The sequence below is a fragment of the Devosia sp. genome (genome assembly GCF_041917035.1).
In the GTDB taxonomy this organism is placed as follows: domain Bacteria; phylum Pseudomonadota; class Alphaproteobacteria; order Rhizobiales; family Devosiaceae; genus Devosia_A.
The window spans coordinates 1-19,867 of sequence record NZ_JAYRYM010000045.1; the positions used below are offsets into that span (position 1 = coordinate 1).

Sequence of the window (19,867 nt, forward strand, 5' to 3'; positions counted from 1 at the left end):
GGCGTCGATCTCGCCCAGCCAGTGCACCGCTCCCTCGTCGTCGAAACGGGAGACGTAGTTCTCGTAGCCCGAGATGATCACCATGACGACGAGGCTCGCGACCAGCGCCGCATCGATCAGCCCGAGCATCTTGAGAATGGCGTCGGCCTCGTCGATGTCGAAGACGTGACTGACGAAATCCCACAGCTTCACCCCGAAGGTCAGGGCGTAGATGGCGAGCGCGAGCGCCAGCCCGAGATAGAACACCACCAGCAGCCAGCGCGAGGCGAGGATCACGGCTTCGATGACGAGTTCGAGGCGCTTGGGCATGCTGGCTCCTGATCGGTCGACACCCGAGGGATACTCAAATCCGCGCACGAGGCAAGGGCCCGCGCGCGGCCTGCGTCGGCATTGCGCCGGGTTGCCGGTTTGGTCCACATAGGCACGCCGGAGAGGGACGACAACGATGATCAGCCAGGAAGCGCGGGACGAACTCGCCCGCATGCTCGCCCACAGGCCGCCGGAGCGGCCGCTGGCGCAGCGCCGCCGCGACTGGGAACTCGAGGCCCGCGCGCAGGTGCTGCCGCGCGGCTCGCGCTTCACCCCGGCAATGGCCGGCGAGGTGCCGGCCGAATGGATGCAGATGCCGCATGCCTGGCCGGACCGGGTGCTGCTCTTCCTGCACGGCGGCGGCTACCACAACGGCTCGCCGCGCACGCATCGGCGCCTCGTCGCCGACCTCGCCCGCGTCACCCACATGCGGGTGCTGACGCCCGAGTACCGGCTGGCGCCCGAGCATCCCTATCCGGCAGCGGTGATGGATGCGCTGGTCGCCTACCGCTGGCTGATCGGGCAGGGGATCGCGGCCGACCGCATCGTCGTCGGCGGCGACTCGGCGGGCGGCGGGCTGGCGCTGTCGCTGCTGCTGGCCCTGCGCGAGGCGGGGGCGGCGCTGCCGCTCGGTGCCGTGCTGCTGGCGCCCTGGACCGATCTCACCTGCTCGGGCGGCAGCTACACCCGGCTGCGCAAGTTCGATCCGGTCATCACCCGCGACGCGCTGCGCCAGGCGGGGCGCGAATACGCCGGCGAGCGCGATCCGGCCGATCCGATGCTGTCGCCGCTGTTCGCCGATCTGTCCGGCCTGCCGCCGCTGCTCGTCCATGTCGGCGGCGACGAGGTGATGCTCGACGACAGCCGCGTGTTCGCGCAGCGGGCGCGGGAGGCGGGCGTGACGGTCAGCCTGCGGATCTTCGAGGGCATGTGGCACGTCTTCCACGCCGCCGGCACCGGCATTCCGGAGGCGCGGCAGGCGGTCGACGAGATCGGCAGCTTCGTCAAGGCACTGTTCGCCGATGCCGAAAGCGAACGGGCCGGGGGGTGACCCCGGCCCGCGCGTTCGTCCTGCCGGCAGCGCTCAGTCCTGTCCGGCGAGCGTGATCAGCGGCGTGATGCGCTTGATCGAGACGCGGCGGTTCAGCCGCTCGGCCGCCTCGGTTTTCACCTTGAGGTATCGCTCGCCATAGCCCTGCGTCACCAGGTTCTCCGGCGGCACGCCGTAGAAGTCGGTGAGGATGCGGGCGACCGTCGCGGCGCGGGCGTCGGACAGCACCAGGTTGGCGCGATTCGAGCCGACGGCATCGGTGTGGCCTTCGATCAGGAAGGTCTCGGCCGGGTTGTCGTCGAGCATCTTCAGCATGGCGTTGGCCACCTTGCTCAGGGCGCCGACCTGGCTGCGCGAGATGGTCGCGGCACCCGAGTCGAAGGTCAGCCCGCCGACCTCGATGCGACGCACCGAGTCACGGATGCGGGCCGAACGCTTGACGTCGTCGATCGAGTAGATCTGGCGCACCTTCTCGACCGGCGGTTCGCGGAAGAACAGCTCGACCTCGTCCTCGTCCGCGTCGTCGGCATCGAGCACATAGTCGCGGATCGGGATGGTGAGGCGGAGCGGCGGCAGGTCGAGGCCCGGGTCGCGCCAGTCGAAGAAGTCGTCCTCGTCCTCGTCTTCCTCGTACCAGGCGAGAATGTACTCGCGGCCATCGGGCATGATGCGCGAGCGCTTCAGCACCTCGCCATAGCGGTTGCGGATGGTGACGATCTGCACCCCGTTCGGCCGGACGATGGTCTCCTTGACCCGGCCATTGCCGAGCCGCTCGTAGTAGACCTCGTCCTCGTCGTCGTCGCTGATCCGGTCGAAGTCCTGGGCCGGGTTCGAGATCACCAGATTGACGCCGATCTGGAAGATGAAGCCCGAGTTCGTGTAGTTCGGCTTCGCCGGCTTGCCGTCATCGCCGTTGTCGATGGTGGTGTTGTTGGTGATGTTGGTGACGTTGTTGATGATCGTGACGTCCTGCGGCACGACGAAGTCCGGCAGGTCGAACGACTCGACGGCCTCGCCCTTCACTTCGGCCAGCGGCGCGACCGGCTCGGTCGGCGCGATGTCGGCCTGGGCGGCGGCGTCGTCGGCCGGCGGCGGGGCAGCCGGCTCCTCGACCACCGGCGCGGCCGGACTCTCCTCGGTGGCGTCCTTGGCGCTGTCGAGTACCGGCGCGGCCTCTTCCGGAGCGACGGTCTCGGGCAGCACTTCGGTGGCTTCCGGGGTGACCGCCTCATCGGCGCCCGGCAGTTCGTCGACCGGCGTCTCGGTGGGCTGGGTGGGCTGCGCCGGCGCGGCGGGCAGCGGCGGCAGTTCGATGCCGTACTGGGCGAGGCACGCGGCGACGTCGGGGAAGCCGAGCGCGGCGCAGATCTGGGCGAACTGGTTGTTGGCCGCCTCGACCGTGGACTGCCCGGCCGCATCGCCGCTGTCGAGCTGGTTGACGCCGACATTGTAGAGTTCGACCGCCGTCAGCAGCTGGGCTTCGAGCTCGGCATTGGCGCCGGCCTCGGGCTGCTGCTCGCTAGGCTGTTCCGCGGGCTGTTCGGACGGCTGTTCCGCGGGCTGTTCGGCGGGTTGTTCCGCCGGCTGCTCAGCCGGCTGCTCGGCGGCCGGCGCTTCCGGTACCGGCAGCGGCGGCAGGTCCTGCCCGATGCAGGACTTGATGTCCGGGTAGCCATTGGTGGTGCAGAGTTCCAGCATGCGCGCCTCGGCATCGTCGGCCAGCGGCTTGGCGCCCGCGTAGTCGCCCGCCGCCGCCTGATCGAGCGCCGACTGGTAGTCGGCGATGGCGGCATTGAGATCGGCGATGAACTTGGCCTGGGCGTCGGCGGCGGCCTGTGCCTGCTCGGCGGCAGCCTGCGCCTCGGCCTCCGCGGCGGCCTGCGCCTCTGCTTCGGCAGCAGCCTGGGCCTCGGCTTCGGCAGCAGCCTGGGCCTCGGCTTCGGCCGCAGCCTGGGCTTCCGCCTCGGCCGCTGCCTGTGCCTGCGCTTCGGCTTCCGCGGCCGCCTGTGCCTCGGCAGCCGCCTGTGCTTCGGCCTCCGCTGCCGCTGCCGCTGCTTGCGCAGCGGCCTCGGCCTCGGCGGCAGCTTGTGCCTCGGCGGCGGCCTGTGCCTCGGCAGCGGCCTGCGCGGCGGCGGCGTCGCCGTCCTCGAGCGCGTTGCCGCCGGCCTGCAGCGCGGCGACGCAGTCATCGATGCTGGCAAAACCGGCGACGATGCAGGCCTCGGTCAGGCCCTGCAGCGCCGCCTCCGTGGCGGCGGCATCGCCGGAACTCTGCGCCGCGACATAGGCCTCGAAGGCCGCGGTCAGCCCGGCATCCTGCGCCCGGGCCGCAGCCGGGGCAAAGGCGAGGACCGCGAGACTGGTGCCAGTCAGGAGCCAGTTCCGTAGGCGCATGGGGTGTTTCCTTCTTTGAAGACAGTTGGTCGAGCAGTGACGCGGGCTTTCTGAACCGGGGCTGAACGGCCGGCCACTACGCCCGCGGCCCGGAGCCACATCAACGCCCCGGCCGGCCGGCGGTTCCACCCGGACGGACAGGACGCACGAATCGTGGCGCCAGTGGGGCGCGGCGTACGGAGGGCGCGCGTCAGCGCCGCCGGCGGGGTTGCGGCATCCGCCAGCGGCGAGGAGGCGGTCGGACCCGGTCCGGCCGGCCGATCCTCCGGCTATTCGAAGGCCCAGGTGACCTGCACGTTGATGACGAAGCTCAGCTCGCCACCGGCCACCGGCACCGGGGCGGACGCGATGTCGGCCGCCATGGTCTTCATCATGTAGGGTTCGGGCTGCCCGTAGGATTGCTGCTCGGAGATGGTGCGGACGCCCGCCAGTTCCTCCCCGGCGGCAGCGGCATAGAGCTCGGCCTTCTGCTTGGCATCGGCGAAGGCCGCCTTGCGCGCCGCCTCGTACAGCGCCGAGGGATCGGCGACCGAGAAGCTCACGCCGTTGATGGTGTTGGCGCCCACCGTCACCGCCTGGTCGAGCATGGTGCCGAGCTTGCCGAGGTCCCGCACACGCACGTTCACCGTGTTGGAGACGACGTAGCCGTTGATCCGCGGCGGCAGCGAGTAGCCATTGGCGTCGCGCGCGTCCGAGTAGACATAGTTGGGATTGACCGAGAAGCCCGAGGTCTGGATGTCGCGCTCCTCGATGCCGGCGGCCTTGAGCGTGTCGATCAGCTGCGCCATCGCGGCGGTGTTGGCGTCGAGCGCCTCGCGGGCAGTGGCGCCCTGCGTCGTCACGCCGGAGGTGACGAGCGCGGTGTCGGGGGCGGCGGTCACTTCGCCCACGCCGTTGATCGAGACGGTGGCCTCGTCGGCGGCGAGGGCCGGGGTCGCGAGCCCGGCGGCCAGCAGCAGGGGGGCGAGGGCGACGAACATGCGCATGGGCAATACTCCTTGGTCGTGATGGCCGGCACATAGCCGAGCCGAATGGGGTGTTATTGCGGCAAGGCTGAACGGGCCTTGAACATCGCCGCGAACTTTGCCGTCTGGAGCTTGGACGCCGCGGCCGCCCGAGAGCTTGGTCGCGCCTTGCCCGAAAGTGCGACGTACGTACCTCGTGCTCGGCTGGACAGGGGCCGGCGCTGCGGGTTAGGTAGCGCGTCGCAACAGGGGGGAGCGTGCGGTGGCCAATCCGATCGTGCCGAACGAAGGTATCCTGCTCGGGCGTGCCCGGGTGCCCGGCTTTGCCTATCCGCGCCTCGTCACGGTGCGGGACGGCCAGGTGATCGACATCACCGCCGGGGCCGCGCCGACGTCGCGCGACGTGGCCGAACTCCCCGATCCTGCCGCCTACGTGGCGGCCGCTCCCGGCACCGCTGTCGGCGCGCTCGATGCCGTGCTCGCCAATTCCTGGTCGGCCACGTCCGATCCGGCCGCCGCTTCGCTGCTGTCGCCGATCGACCTGCAGGCGGTGAAGGCGGCCGGCGTCACCTTCGTCGTTTCGCTGCTCGAGCGGGTGATCGAGGAGCAGGCGCGCGGCGACAAGGCCAGGGCCGATGCGCTGCGCCAGGATATCCTCGCCCTGATCGGTACCGATCTCAGCCAATTGGTGCCGGGCTCGGACGCGGCCATGCAGGTCAAGCAGACGCTGATCTCGCGCGGCGTGTGGAGCCAGTATCTCGAGGTCGGCATCGGCCCGGACCCCGAGATCTTCACCAAGAGCCAGCCGATGGCGACGGTCGGCTACGGCGCCGATGTCGGCGTGCTGCCAATCTCGGAGTGGAACAATCCCGAGCCGGAAGTGGCGATGGTGGTGGCCTCCTCGGGCCGCATCGTCGGGGCGACGCTGGGCAACGACGTCAACCTGCGCGATGTCGAAGGGCGCTCGGCACTGCTGCTCGGCAAGGCCAAGGACAACAATGCCTCGGGTTCGCTGGGCCCCTTCATCCGGCTGTTCGACGGCGCGTTCACGATCGAGACGGTGAAATCCGCCGATATCGGGCTCGAGGTCAGGGGCGAGGACGGGTTCGAGCTCACGGGCCTGAGTTCGATGAGCCAGATTTCGCGCTCGCCGGAATCGCTGGTCGCCTCGGCGATCGGCCGGCATCACCAATATCCGGACGGCCTGGTGCTCTACTGCGGCACCATGTTCGCCCCGGTGAAGGACCGCGGCGGCGCCGGCAAGGGCTTCACCCACAAGCCGGGCGACGTCGTCTCGATCTCGACGCCGTCGCTGGGCACGCTCTCCAACACCGTCCGCCTCGCCACCGAGGCCGCCCCCTGGACCTACGGCGCCAGCCACCTGCTGCGCGACCTGGCGAAGGCGGGGCTGCTGTAGTGGATGTCGACGACAAAGGTCAGGGAAATCTTGGCGATGCTGGAGGCCGATGGCTGGTATCTGGTTGCAATGCGCGGCAGCCATCGCCAATTCAAGCATGTGAGCAAGAGTGGGCGCGTGACGGTCGCGGGTAAGCCAGGCGACGATGTGGCGCCGGGTACCCTGAACAGCATTCTCAAACAGTCCGGCCTGAAGGAGACACGTTGATGCGCTATGCAGTAGTCATCGAAAAGGCCAACCGGAACTACTCCGCCTATGTGCCTGACCTGCCTGGATGCATCGCCACTGGCGCGACCGTCGCCGAGGTCGAGGCCGAGATCGGCGAGGCCATCCGGCTGCACGTCGAAGGCCTCAAGGAAGATGGATTGGTGGCACCGGAACCCAGTGCCATCGCCGAGTACATTGAGGCATAGACGCTACCAGCCGCCGACAGGAAAGACGCCGTGCCGCACTGAACTCCTGCCCCACGCTCGCTGTCATTCCCGCGAAAGCGGGAATCCCCGTTTCCGAGCGTCCGACGACCACCACAACCGGGATTCCCGCTTTCGCGGGAATGACTCCGTGAGAATCTCTCGGGCAATGCCCTGAGCACACCGCGCAAAGGAACGCCACCATGACCGAACTGCACAAGAACCTCATCGACGGCGAGTGGGTGGGCGGGGAGGGCGCCGAGAACATCAACCCGTCCAACACGGCCGAGGTGGTCGGGGTCTATGCCCGGGCCACCGCGCAGCAGACGCTCGATGCCATCGCGGCGGCCAGGGCAGCGTTCCCGGCCTGGTCGCGTTCGGGCATCCTGCAGCGCTGGGAAATCCTTTCGAAAACCGCGCACGAGATCTTCGCGCGCAAGGCCGAGCTGGGTGATCTGCTCAGCCGTGAGGAGGGCAAGACGCTGGCCGAAGGCATCGGCGAGGTGACCCGCGCCGGGCAGATCTTCGAGTTCTTCGCCGGCGAGGCGCTCAGGCTCTCGGGCGAAAGCGTCCCGTCGGTGCGTCCGGGCATCGGCGTCGAGATGACACGCGAGGCGATCGGCGTCGTCGGCATCATCACGCCGTGGAACTTCCCCATCGCCATCCCGGCCTGGAAGGTGGCGCCGGCGCTCTGCTACGGCAATACGGTGGTGATCAAGCCGGCCGATCTCGTTCCCGGCAGCACCTGGGCGATCGTCGACATCCTGCAGCGCGCCGGCCTGCCCAAGGGGGTGCTGAACCTCGTGATGGGCAAGGGCTCGGTGGTCGGCCAGGCCATGCTCGATTCCAGGGACCTCGCCGGCATGACCTTCACCGGCTCGGTCGGTACCGGGCGGCGGGTGGCGGAGTCGAGCGTCCGGCACATGCGCAAGTTCCAGCTCGAGATGGGCGGCAAGAACCCGACCATCGTGCTCGACGATGCCGACCTCAAGGTGGCGGTGGAAACCGTGGCGCAGTCGGCGTTCTTCTCGACCGGGCAGCGCTGCACCGCCACCTCGCGCGTCATCGTCACCGAGGGAATCCACGACGCCTTTGTCGATGCCCTGTGCGAGCGCACCAAGAACCTCAGGGTCGGCAACGCCGTCGCCAAGGAAACCGAGATCGGTCCGGTGGTCGATGCCGGCCAGCTCAAGCAGGACCTGGACTATATCGACATCGGCCAGAAGGAAGGCGCGCGGCTCCGCGTCGGCGGGCAGCGGCTGAACCGCGAGACCGAAGGCTTCTTCCTGCAGCCGGCGCTGTTCACCGAGGTCAGCAACCAGATGCGCATCGCCCGCGAGGAGATCTTCGGGCCGGTCGCCGCGGTGATCCGGGTCAAGGACTACGAGGAGGCGCTGTCGGTCGCCAACGACACCGAGTTCGGGCTCTCCGCCGGCATCGTCACCACCTCGCTCAAGTACGCCACGCACTTCAAGCGCAACGCCGAGGCCGGCATGGTGATGGTCAACGTGCCCACCGCCGGCGTCGATTTCCACGTGCCGTTCGGCGGCCGCAAGGGCTCGAGCTACGGTCCCAAGGAGCAGGGCAGGTACGCCGCGGAATTCTTCACCCAGGTGAAGACGGCGTATACTGCCGCGGGGTGATAGGGCGGTCCGAAGCAGTCGCCCTGGTCCTGATCCGGATCATTGTCGGGAATGCCTTCTCCCCTTGCGGGAAAAGGTGCCCGAAGGGCGGATGAGGGGTTTGTCTCCCTATCGGCCGAACCGCCTGATCGACAGCGCCGCATAGCGCTGGTCGGTCGCGTCGGCGACCAGTTCGCCCACGACGCGGGCGGTCTTGGCCGACCAGCTGAGCCCGTAGTGCCCGTGGCCGACGGCGTAGAAGATCGCGGGGTGCTTGCCGGAGCGCGACACCACCGGCACCGAATCCGGCATCGAGGGCCGGTGCCCCATCCACTCGGTCGCCGGCGCGCCCTCGAGGCCGGGGAGCACGGCGTCGGTGATCTGTCGCATCTTCGCCCAGCGCGACGGATTGGGGGGGAGCTTCGTGCCGCCCAGTTCGGTCCAGCCGCCCAGCCGCAGGCCGGGCTTGAGCGCCGTCACCACCACGCCGCGATCGGCCAGCACCAGCGGGCGCCGGACCGTCGCCTTCGGCGCGGGATAGGTGAGGTTGTAGCCGCGCTCGGCCTCGACCGGCAGCGGCTCGCCGAGGCCCTGCGCCAGCTCGCGCGACCAGACTCCGGCGGCGATCAGCGCCGCGTCGAAGGCGCGGGCTTCGCCGCCGATGGTCACCGACACGCCGCCGCTGCGGCCGGTTACGGCTTCGACGCGGCCGCGTTCGATCGTCACGCCGCGCTCGCGCGCCGCCTCGACATAGCCCTGCACCACCTCGTAGGGGTCGGTGACGATGGCCCATTCGTGGCTGATGACACCGCGCACGAAGATCGGCGCGAGGTCCGGCTCTAGCCGGGCGATCTCGTCGGCGTCGACGTGGGTGGAGTGCAGGTCGACCTGCTGGCGCTTCTTCCAGTGCGGCAGCGCCGCGCTGTAGCTGGCCTCGCTCTCATACAGGTAGAGCGCCGGGTCGTGCCGGATGCGCTCGGGCATGCCGGCACGCTGGAACAGGGCAATGCTCTCTTCGACGGCGGCACGATTGAACGAAATCAACGCCTTGAGCGCGGTTTCGTAGGCGTCGCCATAGCTCGCGCGCCAGAAGCGCCAGAGCCAGGGCATGATGGCGGGCAGATACTCGGCCGGTACCTTCAAGGGCGCGTCGGGGTCGGCGAGCATCTTCATCCCGGTGAAGCCGATACCCGGCTCGGCCAGCGGGAAGATGCCGGAGCCGACGACGTGGCCGGCATTGCCCCAGCTGGGACCGGTGAGACCTGGCTCGTCGCGATCGATCAGGGTCACCCGATAGCCGCGTTCGGCGAGGACGAAGGCGGCGCTGGCGCCGATGATGCCGGCGCCGGCGATGGCGATGCTGGAGCCGAGGGGGAGCGGGCGGTTGGCCATGTCAAATTCACCGCGTCAGTTCTTCGCGTCAGTTCATCAGGTCGAATGCGTCGCCCCAGGTATCGGAGACCGAGTAGCCGAGGGGATAGGGGTCGGTCGGGTCGACGCCGATCTGGTGGATGCCGTGGATCCAGCCGCGACCCGAAATGATCGGCTGCACCGCCGGGCGTCCCGCGGCGGTGGTGTCGTGGGCATAGGTGACCTCGAAACTCGAATCGATGATCGAGCGAGCGGTGAAGCGGTCGCCGGGCCTGGCGAGGCCGCGCGCCGCCGCCACCGCGAGGCGGGCCGAGTTGCCGGTGCCGCAGGGCGAGCGGTCAATGCGGCCGGGTGGCATGATCGTCGCGCCCTTCAGTTCGCCGGCGGCGTTGTGGCTGACGAACATGGTGTAGCTGATGCCCTTGATCGCAGCGATCTCGGGGTGCGCGATGTCGAGCTGGGCATTGACGGCGCGATGGATGGCGCTGCCGGCGGCGACCAGCCGGCGGGCCTCGTCGGGCCGGATCTCGAGCCCGAGCTGGGCGGGATCGATCAGCGCGTAGAAGATGCCGCCATAGCCGATGTCGACCGTGACACGACCATAGCCCTCGACCTCGACCACCGCGTCGAGCCGCTCGGCCCAGGAGGGATTCATGGTCAGCGTCACCCGCTCGCACTTGCCGTTGCGGCAGTTGGCGCGGGCGGTGACGAGGCCGGAGGCGGTGTCGATGCGCACGATGGTTTCGGGCTCGGTCATCGGCAGCATGCCGGTCTCGAGCAGCACCGTGGTCAGGCAGATGCTGTTCGAGCCGCTCATCGCGTGCGCCTTGTCGCCCTGCAGGATGATGAAGCCGATATCGGCGTCGGTCCGGGTCGGGGGAAAGATCAGGCAGGTGCTCATCTGCGCCGCGGCGCGCGGCTCGAACACGAGGAAGCGGCGCAGGCTGTCGTCGACCTCGTTGAGATGCCTGAGCTTGTCGGCGATGGAGGCCCCCGGCACGTCGATGACGCCGCCGGTGACGATGCGTCCGACTTCGCCCTCGGCATGGGCCTCGACCAGCGTGACGGTCTTCGACCAGCGCATCAGCAGAATCCTCCTTGCGCGCACCAGCTAACGCATTGTCGGTCCGCGCCGCAATCGGCCTTGTCGACAGTCTGCATGCAGGATGGCCTTGGCGCCGGCGCCCGCCGGGAGGCTGTCCCCGCCGGGGCACGCCGCGCTACAATGACCCGCGTGGCCGACGCGCGGGGACAAGTCGACGCGGAAGTCGATCGGGGATATCTTGTAACGACATGATCTCGCTGCGCTTTCAAGGAAGTGGCGCGGGACGGGCCCGTTCGGCATCGTGACCGCATTGTGGTGGCGCGGGGCGGGGCGGCGACGACAGCGCGGGCATTGAAGTACGCTCCGCAAGCGGGCACACTCCGGCCAGACCGAAGACCACGCTGGAGGAGTATTCCATGGCCGAGACCAGGCTCGTCATCCCCGATCTCGCCGGACAGGCGGTGCTGATCACCGGCGCCTCGACCGGCATCGGCGCCGGTCTCGCCGCCGCCTTCGCGGCGCAGGGGGCGCTGGTCGGGCTCCACTACAACCAGAGCGCCGAGAAGGCCGAGGCGGTCGCGGCGGGGATCAGGGCGGCGGGCGGCACGGTGGTGCTGGTCAGGGCCGACGCCACCAGGTCGGCCGAGCTCGAGCGGGCCGTGGCCGAGACGCAGGCCGCCTTCGGCCGGCTCGACGGACTGATCAACAACGCCGGCGGCATGGTCGGACGGAAGCCGTATGGCGAGATGGACGACGACTACTACGACGCGGTGATGGACCTCAATGCCCGCTCGGTGATCGCGGCGAGCCGGGCGGCGATCCCGCACCTCAAGGTCCGGGGCGGCTTCATCATCAACACCACCTCGATCGCCGCCCGCAACGGCGCCGGGCCGGGGGCGGGGCTCTACGGCTCCTCCAAGGCGTTCGTCTCCAACGTCACGCGCGGCATGGCCAAGGAGCTGATTTCGTCCGGAATTCGTGTCAACGCGGTGGCACCGGGGGTGATCGAGACGCCGTTCCACGAGCGCTATTCGACCGAGGCGCAGCTGAAAGCGATGCTGGCCACCATCCCGCAGGCCCGGCTCGGGGTGGTCGATGACTGCATCGGCGCCTACCTGTTCCTCGCCTCGGCCCGGCTCTCGGGCTACATCATCGGCCAGACCATCGAGGTCAATGGCGGCCAGCTGATGCCGTGAGCCGTCGCGCGCCGTTCCGGCTCAGCGGGCCGGCGCCGGCTGCAGGCGGAGGACGGCGACGTCCTCGGCATCGACGCTGACCAGGATCGCTCCGGCCTCGATCGCGACCGGCCTGCCGGTGTGGATGTCCGTTGCCGCGGCAAATCCCGCCGGCAGCGTGATCGCCTCCTGCCGGGCATGGTACCGATCGTCGTTGAACACCGCGAGCAGCGTGCCGGCCTCGCTGCCGATCAGCCGCGGCCGCAGCGCCGTCCCCGAGACGGGCGGCGGCGCGTGCCTGCGGATGAGCGCGGCCATCAGGTTGGCCTCCCGGCTCACGCCCCTGGCCTGCGCGAGACCCAGGTAGGTGCCGAAATAGTAGGCCGTGCCCCGGCCATGGCTGTTCCTGACCCCGACGCAGTGGCCGAGGCACTTGGCGATCAGCGTGCCGGTCGTCACCCTGAGCGGCACGAGGTAGCCGTGGGCGCGCAGCGTACTCGCCAGCGGATCGGCGATTGCGATCGGGGGGCCGTTGTAGATCGGGTCCGGCCAGCCCTCGCCGGTCGGGTTGTTGAGCGGCGGGCGGTTGTCGGGGTCGCTGCACAGCGCTTCCAGCTCGACGGCGCCGACCACTTCGGCCAGCCGGCCGGCAGGCAGGTTCGGCCGGTTGTAGCCGCGTTCGTCGAACAGTCCCGTCCGCGCCTCGGCGACGAGGATGCCGCCGTCGTGCACGAAGGCGGCGATCCGCTCCGTCACCGCCTCGGGCAGCGTCAGGCACATCGGCACGAAGAGGATCTTCAGGCCGGCGAGATCGTCGAGCGTATCATAAGTGACGTAGCGGGCGACCTGGTCCGCCTCCCAGACGGCACGGTAGTAGGCGATGTGGGAGCGGGTGTAGAGTTCGTCGCCATTCTCCATGGCGAACAGCTGCATGGAATTGTCGGGGTCGTAGAGGATGCCCACCTCGGGACGCGGGGTGTGGCCGGCGACGATATCGCTGTGCTCGCGCAGGCGTCGCGCCGTCTCGGCCGCGGCAAGGGCCCGCTCGGTGGTCTCGCCATTGGCGCGCACGAGGCCGAAGGAGCCCGCCTCGGGTCCCGTCCGCTCCTCGAGGTAGCACCAGTGGCAGGTGGCCTTGGCGCCATAGGCGGCGGCGAGCCAGTTCCAGGCGCGGTAGTCCTTCGGCAGGGTCAGCGGCGTCTTGTTGAAGGCGCGGATATAGGTCGAGCCGCCGCTCATCTCGCTGATCCAGAACGGCTTGCCGCGCGCCGCGCTGCGCGTTGCGTCCATCGTGCCGGCGCATTCGCTCAGCGACCAGTTGTGGTACTTGGGCGCAAAGCTCGTGCCCCACATGTCGACGGGTGCGGCGAGCTTCCAGTTGTGGATGAAGGCGTTGGCCCGCGGCAGGAACGGCGGCACGGCGCCGCTGTGGCTCATCACGAAGCGCGACGGATCGGCGGCCTTGATGGTGTCGTAGCGCCACTGCATGTGGCCCTGCAGCCAGTCGAACCAGAAGCGACCCCAGTCGAGCCAGTCGGCATAGGTACCATGTCGGTTGGGCGGGCTGATGTCGTCCCACTCGCCATAGGCGCGGCCCCAGGTCGTGTTGAGCACCTCGACCTCGCCGTACTTGTCGGCGAGCCAGCTCCGGAACGCACGGCGCGTCTCGCCGCAATAGCAGAACAGCCGGTCGCCGGTATTGCCCCAGTAGTTGCAGATCCAGGCGGGTTCGAGGTGCGGTTCGTTCCAGCAGTCGTAGCCGACAAGGCCCTTGCGGTGCCTGAAATGCGCGACGAGGGCCGTGAGGAAGGCCCGCCCGTGCTCCTCGACGGGGTGATGGTGGAAGCACAGGCCGGGATAGCCGCCCAGCTGCGTCGAGTCATACGGCCCCAGCTCGATCGCCTGCCCGTTGGCGCTGACATAGCGCGCCTCGGGATGCGCCCGCTCCAGCCAGTAGGGCGAGGACTCGAGACTGGTCTCGATGAAATAGCCGAGCCCGAGTCGATCGCAGTGATCGCAGATCTCGTCGTACTCGCTCCAGTCGTGGTGGTCGGGGCGGCGATGAATGGCATTCCACTGCAGCCGGAGCCGGATGATGTCGAATCCGAGCTCGTTCTTGATCTTGGCCAGATGGAAAGCGTGCTCGTGCCGTGGCGGATTGGGCGGCCGGAAGTACTGGGTTCCATAGAGATAGGCACCGGCTTGGGTCATCGGCGCAGCTCCACCGCAAGAGAACGTCCGGATATCACGACGTGACGAAACGGCATGCGCGTACCTCCGAGAAGCCATCCTGGACAACGTAGTAGGTCAGCACGCTCACCGAGCCCTCGGCCGCGACCAGGTCGGGGGAGCCGAAGGTGAATCCGGGCAGCGAAGCCCAGAGGCTCCCGTCGCTCGGGTCGCGCGCCGCCTCGGCCCGCGCTGCCATCGGAACGCCCAGCATCCGGTGGCTGCGTGCGTCCCACATCTGGAGCGCTGCGGAATCGTTCCAGTTGGCGCCGCCTTCGTCCGAGGCCCAGAGGCGGATCCCCTCGGGCGGCGTGCGCACATTGCCCGCGACGATCGCGCGTCCATCGGCAAATCCGAGCAGCGCTGCCGCCTGGCAGGTGATCGGCGCCGGTGCGGGCGCGCTCCAGCTGCCGCCATTGTCGTGCGACACGCAGACATGGGCGGCGACCGTCTCCTCGGTGGCGTTGACGAAGGCCCACAGCCACATGAGGATCGATCCGTCCGGCCGGCGCAGCAGCTTGGGGTCGCCGAAGCTCAGCCGTCCGGCAGCGTCGCCGGCGACCGTCCGGAACGCCGTGAACCGGTCGCTCGCCGGATCGAAGCGACCGACCATGACGGCCTGCAGCCTGGCCTCGGTCGTCACCTCCACCGGGACGAGCAGCGTGCCATCGTCGAGCGGCAGCGGCCGGCCGTTGATATAGCGCAGCGGCGGCGTGCCGGGCAGCGTCGCGACGGCTGCCGGCGTCCAGCTGCGGCCGCCATCGGTACTGCGGGCCACCTGGAAGCGCTGCTCGAGATGCCGGCCGGTCTCGCTGAAGATGTAGGCCTCGGCGGCATGGCCCGTCTCGACGGCGGTGAACATGGCGAGCACGCTGCCGTCGCCGGCCTCGACGATCGTTCCCGCGTGCACCGATTCCGGCGCCTGGCCGCGCATTCCGTCGTGAATGGTCACCGGGGCATCCCAGCTCCGTCCGCCATCCTCCGAGCGCTGGACGACGAACACGCCGTCGCGCGAGTGCTTCTCCGTGCCGCGGCGGCAGGCGCTGAGGATCGCGCCGTCGCGCAGCTGGCAGGCAGTCGGGAAGGCAAAGGCCCAGCGCTGGCCCGGCTGTTGGGCAGGCGAGACGGCCACATCGTCGAGAACGGTCACCTGCACGGTCGCCCCCTACGATCCTGAAAGGGCAGTGCGGGGCGCATCCACCAGCATGCTCAGGATCTGCGCCTCGCTGACGCCGCGCGCCCTGAGCTCGGGCAGGAACGAGGTCCACAGGTGATCGTAGCCGCGCCCGCCATTGCGGTGCATCTGCGACAGCCGGCAAGTATCGGTCGCGAGCGTGATCCTCGCCGCATGGCCCATGCCGACGAGCGCGGCGACCCGCTCGGCCCGCACCGGGTCGGGCGCCAGTTCGGTCCAGCCGACCATGTCGAACTCGCAATAGGCGCCGCGCGCGAGGATCGGCAGGTAGTAGGCGAGGTCGGTTTCGATATCGGCGTGCCAGTGCGCATCGCAGTGGCCGATGACCACTCGCGTCAGGTCGGCGCCGTGGCGCTCGAGCACGTCGAGCTGGGCGTGGCCGCCCCGGCCGAGGGCCGCGTGGGTGGAGATCGCCACCCCGGTCCGCCGCTGCGCCCGGGCCGCGGCGATGAAGACGCGCTCCTCGGCCTCACGCAGGCGATAGCCGGCGGGGTTCGCCACCGGTTCGTTGTGGCTCGCCAATTCGCCGATCAGTCCGGCCCGGACGCCCTGCGTGCCTTCCTCGATCTCGCGCACGAAAAAATCGGCGATCTGGTCGATGGTGGCCGACCGGACCCAATCGGGATAGGTGCTCTCGTCGTAAAAGGCGATGCCGCTGACGATCTGCACGCCGGAGCGTTCGCTGATTTCGCGCAATCGAACTGGATCGCGGCCGATGCCCACGGGGGTGAGTTCGATGATCGACCGCCCGCCCGCCCTGAGGAAAGCGCCGAGTTCATCGCTCACCAGCGCCGTATCGGTGACCCGGTTGTCGGCACGCCCCGAGTGCACGGAGATATCGCAATAGAGGTGCTCGTGCGCGAGCGTGGGCCCGAGCGCCGCGGCGTCGATCTCGCCGGTGACGGTAACGACGCTGCCGCTGCTCATCTGCCGGCTCCGCTCGAGTGTTCCCTCAGTTGATCTGCGCCTCGGCCTGGGCGACGATGTCCATGCCGACCAGTTCGCTCCAGGCTGCGAGCAGGCGCTTCGTGATCGGCCCGACCGTGCCGTCGCCGACGGCGAGGTTGTTGAACTTGGTCGCCGGCATGATGCAGTAGGGCGTCGAGGTGAAGAACATCTCGTCGGCGGTCGCGAGATCGTAGGGCTGCAGCACCGTCTCCTCGGTGGGGATGCCGAGCTTCCTTGCGAGTTCGAGCGCGGTGGCGCGGGAGACGCCGGCGAGGCAGTTGGCCGTGGTCGGGGTCTTCAGCACGCCCTTCGAAATGCAGAAGATGTTGCCGCCCTTGTTCTCCGCGACATGGCCGTTGAGGTCGAGGATGACGCTCTGCGCGGCCGGGTCGACCTGCTTGGCTTCCATCTCGGCGAGGGTATAGGCGAGGCGGCTGCGGTTCTTGATGCGCGGATCGAGCGACTGGCTCGGCACCATGCGCGAGACCGGGGTCACGCCGTGGCAGCCATCCTTGTAGAAGCGCGCCCAGGGCTTGAGGTCCATGAACTGGGTGAAGATCATCACCGTCGCCTTGCCGACCTGCACGGTCGGGTCGGCGCCGGCGATGGCGATGCCGCGCGAAATGTTGTGGACGATCCAGCAGTCCTCGGGCGCGGCGTAGTTGTCGAGATTGGCCTCGAACACCTCGAGCGTGGTGCGCAGCATCTCGGCGGCGCTCATCCCCGGATCGATCCGGGTGAGCTTCAGCGACAGGTAGAGCCGCTCGATGTGCTGCTCGAGCTTGAACGGGATGTGCCGGAAGGTGCGGGTCGATTCCGTCACCGTGTCGGCGAGCATGATGGCGCTGTCGAAGATCGAGATCTTCGCCTCGGCCTCGGGGACCATCCTGCCCGAGATATAGACCTGTCGTGCCATGTCGTCCCCCTGATGCTAGTCGATGGATAGCGTGATCGGCGTCGCCAGTTCGTGGACGATGCCGTCGTCGCCGGCGTCGGCGCGCCACATCATCATGCCGAACTCGGCCGGGCGGTCGAGAACGGTGAGGCCGGCATGCCAGACATTGCGGCCGATGCAGATGGCGTCCTCGGGACCGGCAACGAAGGCCCGGGCATTGGCCACGTCGGGCGAACCGTCGGGCAGGGTGGGCGCGACGAGCACGATCCAGCGGCCTGCCGTCAGCGGCACGAAGCTCTGGGTCGAATGCGGGTGTCGCTCGAGGCCGCCGATCGACACCGTCGGTCCGCTCGCGGGCCGCGGGCAGAGGATGGCGAAGGCATGGCGGCCGGGCGTATCGCCCTTCTCCAGCACCTCGGGGAAGTCGGTGAACTTGCCGTCCTTCGCCTTGAGCAGCGTGGCGAAGGGGGCGAGGGCCTCGGCGGTGAGCGGGGGCAGGGACATCTGGCTCTCTCAGTTGAGGCGGGAAAAGCCGCCATGGGCGATCGGGCCCTTGAGCAGCGTCTTGACGTCGCGTCCGTCCTCGCACTCGCGGATCAGCGCGAAGACCGGTTCGAGCGCCTCGAAATAGCCATCGACGATCGCCGGGGTGTGCTCGGTGCAGGTGTAGACGCTGTTGCCGGCGAGATAGCCCTTCTCCAGCATCTCCTGGGTGATCAGCGTCTTGTAGGCGAGCCAGTTGGGACCCTTGATGCTGAAGGCGGTCAGCGCCGGGACGCCGGCGGTGGTGAGCGGCAGGCCGTACTTGCGTCCCAGCGCCTGCCAGCGGGCCGTGATGTCCTTGCCGGTCGCCGTGATCGTCTCCCAGGATTGCTCGCGGCCCATCACCTCGAGGGTCGCGAGCCCGGCGACCGAGCCGATGCGTTCGGTCCAGAAGGTCGAGGAGATGAAGGTGTTCTGCGCCGCCTGCATGATGTCGCGCTTGCCCAGCACCGCGGTGACGGCGTAGCCATTGCCCAGGGCCTTGCCGAACACCGCCATGTCGGGCTCGACGCCATAGATCTTGTGCAGGCCGCCATAGGCCTGGCGGAAGCCCGAGGTGCATTCGTCGAAGATGAGGATCAGCCCGCGCTCGTCGGCCAGTTGCCGGACGCGGCGCAGGAAGTCGCCCTCGGGCTCGTAGTTGCGCGACACCTCCATCTTGATGACGCCGATATCCTCGGTGCGCACCAGGTCTTCGAGCCGGTCGTAGTCGTTGTAGGCAAAGGGGAAGACCGAGCCGCGCAGCGATTTCGGCACGCCGTTCGGGCTGAGGCCGGGGAGCAGGTGCCCGGCGAGCTTTTCCTCGTTGCCGAGGTTGGCGGCGAGGTACCAGTCGTGCCAGCCGTGATAGCCGCAGAGCGCCACCCCGTCGCGGCCCGAGGCGGCGCGGGCGATGCGGATGGAAATGGCATTGGCCTCGCCGCCGGTGCGGGCGAAGCGGGCCATGTCGGCCCAGGGGTGGAGGGCGATCAGCCGCTGGGCGAGCTCGACCTCCTCGGGGGCGTTGAGAGTTGCCATGTTGCCCAGGTCGACCGTGCGCTTGACCGCCTCGTCCACCTCCGGGCGGCCATAGCCGAGCGTGTTGCAGCCAATCCCCATGATCGACATGTCGGTGTATTCTCGGCCGTCGAGATCCCAGACACGGCAGCCGGCGGCCCTGGAGAAATAGGCCGGCCAGAGATCGGGCAGGAACATTTCGGGGCGCTTGGAGAGCAGCATGTTGCCCCCCGGAATGACGGTCTTGGCCACCTTCCAGAGGTCCTGCCCCTTGCCCATGCAAATATCCCCCTCGCGGCGGGAGATGCTCACCGCCATTGACGCAATGCTATATTGTTATAAGAATAACCCGATATCCGTCAAGCTTGCTAAGCTGCTGAAATAACGGAGGAAAGACCATGGGGAGCGCGCTGCGGTGGCACAAGGAGGCCGGGGCGAGGATCGCCGGCAGCCGCGATCTCGACCGCTCCAAGGTGCAGGCCCCGTGCATAACCCGGGCACCCGAGGGGGGATATCGCCTGTTCTATACCGCAGTCGGCCCCGGCAAGCCCTTTGCCGATTGCCAGGGCTATATCCTCAGCGCCGTGTCCGAGGACGGGCTCGCCTTCCGGCCCGAGCCCGGCATCCGCGTCGCGCCTGATCCGGCGGTGGCGCAGATGTCGCTCCGCGTCCTGGCCCCGAGCCTCACGCCGATCGCCGGCGGGCGCTGGCGGATGTATTTCGAGGCGCGGGGGCCGGCCGACATCCCGACCGCGATTTGCAGCGCGGTGTCCCATGATCAGCTGCACTGGGAGATCGAGCCGGGGATCCGTCTGGGCAGCGCGGGCGGCGTTGGCGCGCCGCGTTTCCTGCCGTTGGGCGAGGGCAGGGGACGGCTCTATTGCTTCCGCTCCGAGTGCGGACCGGGTGGGCCGGCGGGCGGGGCGCGGATCGGCACACCGGTGGTGAGCGCCCTGACCGAAGACGGCCTCGACTTCTCCTTCGAGCCCGGCCTCCGTCTCGCGGACCGCCAGGGCGACCTCGACAGTGCCGGCATCACCGCCGCCGAGGTGCTGCCCGGCGCACCGTGGACGATCTACTACTCGGCGTGGCAGGACCGGCCGCCCGGCGCCCCCGCACCGGTCCACCCCAGCATGGACAGGGACGCGGTGGCGAGCGGCCTGAGCGCCGACTTTGCCGCTGCCTCGATCGCGGCCGACATGTCCGGCTATCGCTCGCGCATCCTCGAGGCTCACTCGGAAGATGGTGTCGACTGGCAGCCCGGGCGCGTCGTCATCGAAGGTGACGGCTATGGCGGGACAC

Annotated in this window: 18 protein-coding genes; 7 read left to right on the forward strand and 11 right to left on the reverse strand. The window is 68.9% G+C overall.

Annotation, left to right across the window (positions count from 1 at the left end):
- Nucleotides 1-309, reverse strand: a 309-nt coding sequence (locus ACE3TU_RS07210; protein WP_374622102.1) for a YqhA family protein, incomplete at its 3' end; no start/stop codon positions are given.
- Nucleotides 310-445: 136 nt separating this feature from the next.
- Between ACE3TU_RS07210 and ACE3TU_RS07215 the strand changes: the two genes are divergently transcribed.
- Complete coding sequence (locus ACE3TU_RS07215; protein WP_374622104.1) at nucleotides 446-1,360, forward strand: alpha/beta hydrolase; 915 nt, start codon at nucleotides 446-448, stop codon at nucleotides 1,358-1,360.
- A gap of 33 nt (nucleotides 1,361-1,393) precedes the next feature.
- Here the strand turns inward: ACE3TU_RS07215 and ACE3TU_RS07220 are convergent, their stop codons facing one another.
- Both ACE3TU_RS07220 and ACE3TU_RS07225 read right to left on the reverse strand, forming a co-directional pair.
- Nucleotides 1,394-3,754: an OmpA family protein gene (locus ACE3TU_RS07220; protein ID WP_374622106.1), complete on the reverse strand. Its 2,361-nt coding sequence runs from the start codon at nucleotides 3,752-3,754 to the stop codon at nucleotides 1,394-1,396.
- 269 nt (nucleotides 3,755-4,023) lie between these two features.
- Nucleotides 4,024-4,740: an SIMPL domain-containing protein gene (locus tag ACE3TU_RS07225; protein ID WP_374622108.1), complete on the reverse strand. Its 717-nt coding sequence runs from the start codon at nucleotides 4,738-4,740 to the stop codon at nucleotides 4,024-4,026.
- 241 nt (nucleotides 4,741-4,981) lie between these two features.
- On the opposite strand from ACE3TU_RS07225, the gene ACE3TU_RS07230 reads away from it, so the two are divergent.
- The 4 genes from ACE3TU_RS07230 to ACE3TU_RS07245 all read left to right on the forward strand — a co-directional run bounded on the left by ACE3TU_RS07230 (nucleotide 4,982) and on the right by ACE3TU_RS07245 (nucleotide 8,189).
- A complete protein-coding gene (locus tag ACE3TU_RS07230) occupies nucleotides 4,982-6,136 on the forward strand; it encodes a fumarylacetoacetate hydrolase family protein (protein WP_374622110.1) in 1,155 nt (384 codons plus the stop codon).
- Between the two features lie 3 nt (nucleotides 6,137-6,139).
- Entirely contained in the window at nucleotides 6,140-6,343 is a 204-nt protein-coding gene (locus ACE3TU_RS07235) for a type II toxin-antitoxin system HicA family toxin (RefSeq protein ID WP_374622112.1), read from the forward strand.
- Nucleotides 6,343-6,549, forward strand: coding sequence for a type II toxin-antitoxin system HicB family antitoxin (locus tag ACE3TU_RS07240; protein ID WP_374622114.1), 207 nt, complete (start codon nucleotides 6,343-6,345; stop codon nucleotides 6,547-6,549). Before ACE3TU_RS07235 ends, ACE3TU_RS07240 begins: the two co-directional genes overlap by 1 nt.
- Before the next feature lie 200 nt (nucleotides 6,550-6,749).
- Nucleotides 6,750-8,189, forward strand: coding sequence for an aldehyde dehydrogenase family protein (locus ACE3TU_RS07245; protein WP_374622116.1), 1,440 nt, complete (start codon nucleotides 6,750-6,752; stop codon nucleotides 8,187-8,189).
- Between the two features lie 108 nt (nucleotides 8,190-8,297).
- Here the strand turns inward: ACE3TU_RS07245 and ACE3TU_RS07250 are convergent, their stop codons facing one another.
- Complete coding sequence (locus ACE3TU_RS07250) at nucleotides 8,298-9,560, reverse strand: NAD(P)/FAD-dependent oxidoreductase (protein WP_374622118.1); 1,263 nt, start codon at nucleotides 9,558-9,560, stop codon at nucleotides 8,298-8,300.
- Nucleotides 9,561-9,588: 28 nt separating this feature from the next.
- Nucleotides 9,589-10,623 carry a proline racemase family protein gene (locus ACE3TU_RS07255; RefSeq protein WP_374622120.1) on the reverse strand — a complete coding sequence of 345 codons (1,035 nt, stop codon included), beginning with the start codon at nucleotides 10,621-10,623 and terminating at the stop codon, nucleotides 9,589-9,591.
- 362 nt (nucleotides 10,624-10,985) lie between these two features.
- Here ACE3TU_RS07255 and ACE3TU_RS07260 point away from each other — a divergent pair, with 362 nt between their 5' ends.
- On the forward strand, nucleotides 10,986-11,780 hold the full coding sequence (locus ACE3TU_RS07260) for an SDR family NAD(P)-dependent oxidoreductase (protein WP_374622136.1): 795 nt from the start codon (nucleotides 10,986-10,988) through the stop codon (nucleotides 11,778-11,780).
- Between the two features lie 21 nt (nucleotides 11,781-11,801).
- Here the strand turns inward: ACE3TU_RS07260 and ACE3TU_RS07265 are convergent, their stop codons facing one another.
- From ACE3TU_RS07265 to ACE3TU_RS07290, 6 genes are read right to left on the reverse strand one after another with little or no spacing between them, the layout of a single operon-like run.
- Nucleotides 11,802-13,970 carry a beta-galactosidase gene (locus ACE3TU_RS07265; protein ID WP_374622122.1) on the reverse strand — a complete coding sequence of 723 codons (2,169 nt, stop codon included), beginning with the start codon at nucleotides 13,968-13,970 and terminating at the stop codon, nucleotides 11,802-11,804.
- A gap of 34 nt (nucleotides 13,971-14,004) precedes the next feature.
- Entirely contained in the window at nucleotides 14,005-15,144 is a 1,140-nt protein-coding gene (locus tag ACE3TU_RS07270; protein WP_374622124.1) for a sialidase family protein, read from the reverse strand.
- Between the two features lie 9 nt (nucleotides 15,145-15,153).
- On the reverse strand, nucleotides 15,154-16,110 hold the full coding sequence (locus tag ACE3TU_RS07275) for a phosphotriesterase (protein WP_374622126.1): 957 nt from the start codon (nucleotides 16,108-16,110) through the stop codon (nucleotides 15,154-15,156).
- Between the two features lie 25 nt (nucleotides 16,111-16,135).
- On the reverse strand, nucleotides 16,136-17,047 hold the full coding sequence (locus ACE3TU_RS07280) for an aminotransferase class IV (protein ID WP_374622128.1): 912 nt from the start codon (nucleotides 17,045-17,047) through the stop codon (nucleotides 16,136-16,138).
- Nucleotides 17,048-17,062: 15 nt separating this feature from the next.
- Nucleotides 17,063-17,530, reverse strand: a complete 468-nt coding sequence (locus ACE3TU_RS07285) for an ureidoglycolate lyase (RefSeq protein ID WP_374622130.1) — start codon at nucleotides 17,528-17,530, stop codon at nucleotides 17,063-17,065.
- Nucleotides 17,531-17,539: 9 nt separating this feature from the next.
- The gene (locus tag ACE3TU_RS07290; protein ID WP_374622132.1) at nucleotides 17,540-18,844 is read right to left on the reverse strand and encodes an aminotransferase class III-fold pyridoxal phosphate-dependent enzyme; all 1,305 of its coding nucleotides are present in this window, start codon (nucleotides 18,842-18,844) and stop codon (nucleotides 17,540-17,542) included.
- 119 nt (nucleotides 18,845-18,963) lie between these two features.
- Here ACE3TU_RS07290 and ACE3TU_RS07295 point away from each other — a divergent pair.
- A partial coding sequence (locus ACE3TU_RS07295) for a hypothetical protein (protein ID WP_374622134.1) occupies nucleotides 18,964-19,867 on the forward strand: 904 nt, incomplete at its 3' end.

Coding starts and splice junctions, on each gene's coding strand:
- ACE3TU_RS07285 (WP_374622130.1), bottom strand. CDS start 17,530: ATGTCCCTGCCCCCGCTCACCGCCGAGGCCCTCGCCCCCTTCGCCACG.
- ACE3TU_RS07215 (WP_374622104.1), top strand. CDS start 446: ATGATCAGCCAGGAAGCGCGGGACGAACTCGCCCGCATGCTCGCCCAC.
- ACE3TU_RS07265 (WP_374622122.1), bottom strand. CDS start 13,970: ATGACCCAAGCCGGTGCCTATCTCTATGGAACCCAGTACTTCCGGCCG.
- ACE3TU_RS07280 (WP_374622128.1), bottom strand. CDS start 17,047: ATGGCACGACAGGTCTATATCTCGGGCAGGATGGTCCCCGAGGCCGAG.
- ACE3TU_RS07245 (WP_374622116.1), top strand. CDS start 6,750: ATGACCGAACTGCACAAGAACCTCATCGACGGCGAGTGGGTGGGCGGG.
- ACE3TU_RS07235 (WP_374622112.1), top strand. CDS start 6,140: ATGTCGACGACAAAGGTCAGGGAAATCTTGGCGATGCTGGAGGCCGAT.
- ACE3TU_RS07255 (WP_374622120.1), bottom strand. CDS start 10,623: ATGCGCTGGTCGAAGACCGTCACGCTGGTCGAGGCCCATGCCGAGGGC.
- ACE3TU_RS07225 (WP_374622108.1), bottom strand. CDS start 4,740: ATGCGCATGTTCGTCGCCCTCGCCCCCCTGCTGCTGGCCGCCGGGCTC.
- ACE3TU_RS07275 (WP_374622126.1), bottom strand. CDS start 16,110: ATGAGCAGCGGCAGCGTCGTTACCGTCACCGGCGAGATCGACGCCGCG.
- ACE3TU_RS07240 (WP_374622114.1), top strand. CDS start 6,343: ATGCGCTATGCAGTAGTCATCGAAAAGGCCAACCGGAACTACTCCGCC.
- ACE3TU_RS07250 (WP_374622118.1), bottom strand. CDS start 9,560: ATGGCCAACCGCCCGCTCCCCCTCGGCTCCAGCATCGCCATCGCCGGC.
- ACE3TU_RS07220 (WP_374622106.1), bottom strand. CDS start 3,754: ATGCGCCTACGGAACTGGCTCCTGACTGGCACCAGTCTCGCGGTCCTC.
- ACE3TU_RS07290 (WP_374622132.1), bottom strand. CDS start 18,844: ATGGGCAAGGGGCAGGACCTCTGGAAGGTGGCCAAGACCGTCATTCCG.